7 protein-coding genes are annotated in these 4740 nt (G+C 60.0%); 2 read left to right on the top strand and 5 right to left on the bottom strand.

Annotated elements, in window-relative coordinates:
- From NW819_RS12185 to NW819_RS12175, 3 genes are all read right to left on the bottom strand, one after another.
- Positions 1 to 179 (bottom strand): DUF255 domain-containing protein (locus NW819_RS12185; RefSeq protein WP_414329524.1); only part of this gene is annotated, 179 nt, incomplete at its 3' end.
- 106 nt (positions 180 to 285) lie between these two features.
- Positions 286 to 789, bottom strand: coding sequence for a GNAT family N-acetyltransferase (locus NW819_RS12180; RefSeq protein WP_414413899.1), 504 nt, complete (start codon positions 787 to 789; stop codon positions 286 to 288).
- 73 nt (positions 790 to 862) lie between these two features.
- Positions 863 to 1330 carry an SRPBCC family protein gene (locus tag NW819_RS12175; protein ID WP_414329520.1) on the bottom strand — a complete coding sequence of 156 codons (468 nt, stop codon included), beginning with the start codon at positions 1328 to 1330 and terminating at the stop codon, positions 863 to 865.
- Positions 1331 to 1549: 219 nt separating this feature from the next.
- Between NW819_RS12175 and NW819_RS12170 the strand changes: the two genes are divergently transcribed.
- Entirely contained in the window at positions 1550 to 2401 is an 852-nt protein-coding gene (locus tag NW819_RS12170; protein WP_049749634.1) for a DUF502 domain-containing protein, read from the top strand.
- Here the strand turns inward: NW819_RS12170 and NW819_RS12165 are convergent.
- Together NW819_RS12165 and aroA are read right to left on the bottom strand one after the other, a co-directional pair.
- Positions 2398 to 2748 (bottom strand): TIGR03792 family protein, encoded by a 351-nt coding sequence (locus NW819_RS12165; RefSeq protein ID WP_414413898.1) that lies wholly within the window; start codon positions 2746 to 2748, stop codon positions 2398 to 2400. The two genes, NW819_RS12170 and NW819_RS12165, sit on opposite strands and share 4 nt — an antisense overlap.
- A gap of 35 nt (positions 2749 to 2783) precedes the next feature.
- Positions 2784 to 4118 (bottom strand): 3-phosphoshikimate 1-carboxyvinyltransferase, encoded by a 1335-nt coding sequence (aroA, locus tag NW819_RS12160; RefSeq protein WP_414413900.1) that lies wholly within the window; start codon positions 4116 to 4118, stop codon positions 2784 to 2786.
- A gap of 248 nt (positions 4119 to 4366) precedes the next feature.
- Here aroA and mraW point away from each other — a divergent pair.
- The coding region (gene mraW, locus NW819_RS12155; RefSeq protein ID WP_414413897.1) for a 16S rRNA (cytosine(1402)-N(4))-methyltransferase at positions 4367 to 4740 on the top strand (374 nt) is incomplete at its 3' end.

The following is a 4740-nucleotide window of genomic DNA, read 5'->3' as shown; positions in this document are numbered from 1 at the left end:
GCCTCGCCCTCCATGACCGTACACCAGTGGCAACTGGAATAGCCGATGGATAGGAAAATCGGCCTATCCTCGGCCCGCGCTTTCTCCAGAGCTTCTGGGATCCAAGGCCACCAGTCCACCGGGTTCTCGGCGTGCTTGCGCAAATAAAGGCTGGAACTTGTGGCGAGGCGATTGGCCATGAGTACACCCTCTCACCCTTTTTGCTTTTCAGGCTAGCGCGTCCTCCTCCCAAGGCAGAGCCAACCCACTGTTGTTCAAGATACACTCACCCAGGATCCCTGTCGGTCAAGCCTGCTCCTGCTCGGCAGCCGGGACTAAAAACTCCAGAGGGCGCCCGTGTAAAACCAAGGTGGTGCTGGGATTTTCCACAAAGCCGATTCGCTCGTAAAAGCCACGCTGATGGGTTGTGAACAGGTAGATGCGCTCCACCGACTGCAGGTGGGGATGGCTGATCAGGGTTTCCACCAACTTGCGGCCAATGCCCTGACGTCGGTAATCGTGATCAACCACGATATCCCAGAGGACGGCTCGGTAAACCCCATCGGAAGTGGCGCGGCCAAAGCCAATCAGGCGCTCCCCATCCCAGGCGCTGACCACCGGATGGCTGTGGGCAACGGCCCGCTCCATCTCCTGCCGCTGGCGATTCTGCGCCCAAAAGGCATTGCGGTTCAACAGCAGGAGAAGTTGATCCAGATCCAGCTCGCCCCGCTCCAGAGAGAAGCGAATGTTGCGGTTGTCCACCGGCTGACGAGAGAGGGCAATGACAGGCTCAGGAGAGGGATCTGACATGAAGCGGCCTTTGCAGTGGCGAGGGTTGACAATGGGGAAGGTCGGCGAAACACTTGGGCCTGACGAACGGAGACTAGCTGGCCGAGGCATTGTCGGCGGCTGGCCCCGCCTGCTCTAGGGCATAGGCTTTGAAGCGCTCCAGATCTGCCTGGATGGTGCTCTCCACCACTTTGCCCACAAACAGGCCATCCAAGATTTTGCCGAGGATCCCCGGGAGCTTGTAGGCCACCGACAGCTTCACAATAGTACTGCCTTTGCGGTCGTAAAAGCGCAGCGCGCCCCGATTGGGCAGCCCCTCCACCGAACTCCAGCCGATGTGTTGGTGTTTCACCACCGTATGGGTGCGGGAGATCCAACTGAAGGTGAGGCCGCGGGTGTCCAGTGTCCACCGGGACAGCTCCTGATCCAGCAATTCCACCGAGCGGATCCACTTCATCCAACGGGGCATGAGGGTGAGGTTGGCCCACAAATCCCATACCTGCTCAATGGGAACAGGCACCTCCACCTGACAGGTATGCTCTAGCCAATCTGACTCTGACATAGGGCCTCCCACGCAACACCCAGCAGAAACACAAACCATCCAGGGGCTTGGCCACAACGCCTCGGGACGGGATCCCTGCCTTTACAAAATTTTATATCGACCTAAGATAGCATTATCGGCCTGATGAAAGTTTGGGGCTCTGCGCTTTTTGGCAGCCCGGTTTCTTTTTCGAGCAAGTTGCGGCTGCCCCCCATGAGGGCAACGCAGAAGGCAGGTATCATGATTGCCATCTGCAAGCTCCACTTGCAAGGGTTCGATGCATCCACTCGGTTGACTCGACGGGACGACCTCACCATGGTTTCACAATGGAAACAGCATCTTAAGAACTACTTCGTGGCGGGGTTGCTGGTGGTGATCCCTCTGGCAACTACCATTTGGCTGACGGTGGAGGTGGCCACCTGGAGCATTGGCTTTCTGACCAGCATTCCGAAGCAGTTCAATCCCATCCAGGGTTTGCACCCGATCTTGATCAACCTCATCGATCTGGCGGTGGGCCTGTTGACGCCGATTGTGCTCATCCTGTTGATTGGCTTCATGGCCCGCAACATTGTCGGCCAGTGGCTGCTCAATCTCAGCGAACAGTTGCTCCATGCGATTCCGGTGGCGGGGCTGGTGTACAAGACCTTGAAGCAATTGGTCAGTGTTTTGTTTGCCCCCAACAATCAGCGCTTTCGGCGGGTGGTGCTGGTGGAATATCCCCGACCAGGAGCTTGGGCGCTGGCCTTTGTGACGGGCACCATTCAAACTCCCATTCGGCCCGATGGGCCGCAGCGCTCCCTTGGCCTGTTTGTGCCCACCACCCCCAATCCAACGACGGGCTGGTACGCCATTGTGCCGGAAGACCAGGTGGTGGAAGTGTTCATGCCGGTGGAAGATGCTTTTAAGATGCTCATTTCCGGCGGCATTGTCACCCCTGAGAGTTTTGAAGCGGGGCTGCAGCGGCGAGAAGGAGCTTTGGCCGTGACCATGCCCAGTTTGCGGGAGCTGGTGGAGCAGGAGCGGGTGGCAGGATCCCCCAGGGCTGACTCGGTGGGCTCTGAGGTAGGTTTTGAGACTGAAGGGATCCCTTAATCCTGCTTTCCTGTCCCTGCAGAAGGGCCGGGCTGCCAGAGCTGGTATTCTTTGGCCTGTTCCAAGCGCACATAAAAAGGCCGCATTTGCCGATCCAATGCCTCCACTTGCTCGGGGGAAAAGACTTTCCAATCAGCGCGGCTGGCCCAGCGGAGGATGAGGTGGACAAGTTCGGGATCCTCTTGATCCAGCCAAACTTCTTTGCCCAGAAAACCCGGATGCCGACGCAGGGCGGATCCCCAAACCCGCTCGTCTTGCTCAAGAAAGGCTGCTTGCCCACCGGGAGGAACCCGGAAGCAGAGATGTTCGATGGCGATAGGGCCGGGCGGGCTGGGGCAGGTCGACATAGGAGCAGAGGCGGCAAAGTTAAAGATGGGCCCTCTCAAGACTCCAGGGGGGAAGCAGTCAATCGTTGCAGGGTGGGAATGAAGTCGGGGTAGGAGATGCGGGCACAGTCGGCTCCCCTGAGGAGGGTGGATCCCTGCGCTCCTAGAGCTGCCACCATCAGGCTCATGGCGATGCGGTGATCCTCGTGGCTGTCGACCTCGGCCCCGTGAAGAGGGATCCCTCCCTTGATTTCCAGGCCATCGGGATATTCAGTGACCTGGGCTCCCATGCGGCTCAGCTCTTGGGCTATGGCAGCCAGACGGTCGCTTTCTTTGACCCGCAGCTCTGCGGCATCGCGAATCACGGTGATCCCCTCGGCAAAGGCAGCCGCCACCGCCAAAACCGGGATCTCGTCGATCAAGGTGGGGATGAGATCGCCGGCGATGGTGCAGCCGCGCAAGCGGGCCGAACGCACCCGCAGATCTCCCAGGGGCTCGCCGGCCATTTCCCGGCAGTTTTCAATTTGAATATCGGCCCCCATCTCCTGCAACACCTGCAGCGCACCGGTACGGGTGGGGTTGAGGCCCACATCCCTTAGCAGCAATTCGCTCTCGGGCACAATGGAGGCGGCCACCAGCCAAAAGGCTGCCGAGCTGATATCCCCCGGCACCTGAACTCTCTGGCCCACCAGGCGGGATCCCCCCACCACGGCCACGGTTTTTGTTTCCGGATCCACCTGAATGTTGGCCCCGAAGGCCCGCAACATCCGTTCCGAGTGATCCCGAGAGAGAGCCGGCTCGGTGACTTGGGTGGTGCCTTCTGCCAGCAGGCCCGCCAGCAAGAGGCAGGATTTTACCTGCGCTGAAGCCACCGGGGAGCGGTAGTGAATGCCCTTCAGGGATCCCCCTTGTACGGCCAAAGGTGCCAAGGTTCCACCGGCCCGTCCCCAAATGCTGGCCCCCATCTGCCGCAGCGGTTCTACCACCCGCCCCATGGGCCGCGAGCGCAGGGAGCGATCGCCGGTGACGGCAAAAAAGCGCCCGGCCTGGCCAGCCAGGATCCCCAGCATCAGTCGCAGGGTGGTGCCGGAGTTGCCGGCATCCAACACGTCTGCCGGTTCTTGCAGCTGGCCCAGGCCAACTCCCCGAATGCGAACACACTCGCTGTTGAGCTCCGAAATATCTGCCCCCAGCGCCCGAAAACAGGCTGCCGTACTGCGGGGATCCTCTCCCAGCAACAGCCCTTGGATGGTGGTTTCTCCTTCGGCCAGGGATCCCAGCATCAGGGCGCGGTGGGAAATGGATTTGTCGCCGGGGATGCTCACTTGGCCGCGCAGGCCCTTGGCCGACGAGAGAGTGAGGATATCGGTAGAAGAAGAGTGAGTCAACACAGCAACCCTGACGGCAGACTTGGCAAAAGCGGCAGCAGTCTCATCATACTCAGAGCGGGACTCGCGCCCCAGAGATTTTGCCGGGGATCCCAAGACAGCCTGTCTTTTGACGGCCACCCCTCTTTTCTCAGAGGATCACCTTAACAACATGGATTCCTCGGTCGGGGCCTGGCCTCGGCCTTTTTTTTTTGCAGATACTGAACTTTGTAGCAGCAGAAATAGAACCCCCGCAGACCGTGCTTGGCAAGGTGTATCAACACGATTCCGTTTTGACCGAGGAGGTGATGGCCTACCTGCAACCCCAGGGGGGCGGTATTTTTTTGGATGCGACGTTGGGAGGGGGTGGGCACAGCTTGGCGCTGCTGCGGGGGGGAGCTGCCCGAGTGGTGGGGTTGGATCGGGATCCGGCGGCTCTGCAGGCGGCGCAAGCGCGTTTTGCAGCAGAAGGGATCCCCGGCAGCCGCATCCAACTGTGGCACCTCAATTTTGCCGATTTCGATCTGCAGCAGCACGGCTTTCGGGATGAGCAGGGGCAGGGGATCCCCTTCGATGGCATCGTGGCCGACTTGGGGGTGAGTTCTCCGCAACTGGACTGTCCTGAGCGGGGATTTAGCTTTCGCGG

This window comes from Synechococcus sp. R8-2 (genome assembly GCF_047461715.1).
Classification (GTDB): domain Bacteria; phylum Cyanobacteriota; class Cyanobacteriia; order Thermostichales; family Thermostichaceae; genus Thermostichus.
This window is presented reverse-complemented; position numbering and strand designations above follow the sequence as displayed.

Excerpts from the sequence above, each read along its gene's own strand:
- NW819_RS12180 (WP_414413899.1), bottom strand. The coding sequence starts at position 789 with ATGTCAGATCCCTCTCCTGAGCCTGTCATTGCCCTCTCTCGTCAGCCG.
- NW819_RS12175 (WP_414329520.1), bottom strand. The coding sequence starts at position 1,330 with ATGTCAGAGTCAGATTGGCTAGAGCATACCTGTCAGGTGGAGGTGCCT.
- NW819_RS12170 (WP_049749634.1), top strand. The coding sequence starts at position 1,550 with ATGATTGCCATCTGCAAGCTCCACTTGCAAGGGTTCGATGCATCCACT.
- NW819_RS12165 (WP_414413898.1), bottom strand. The coding sequence starts at position 2,748 with ATGTCGACCTGCCCCAGCCCGCCCGGCCCTATCGCCATCGAACATCTC.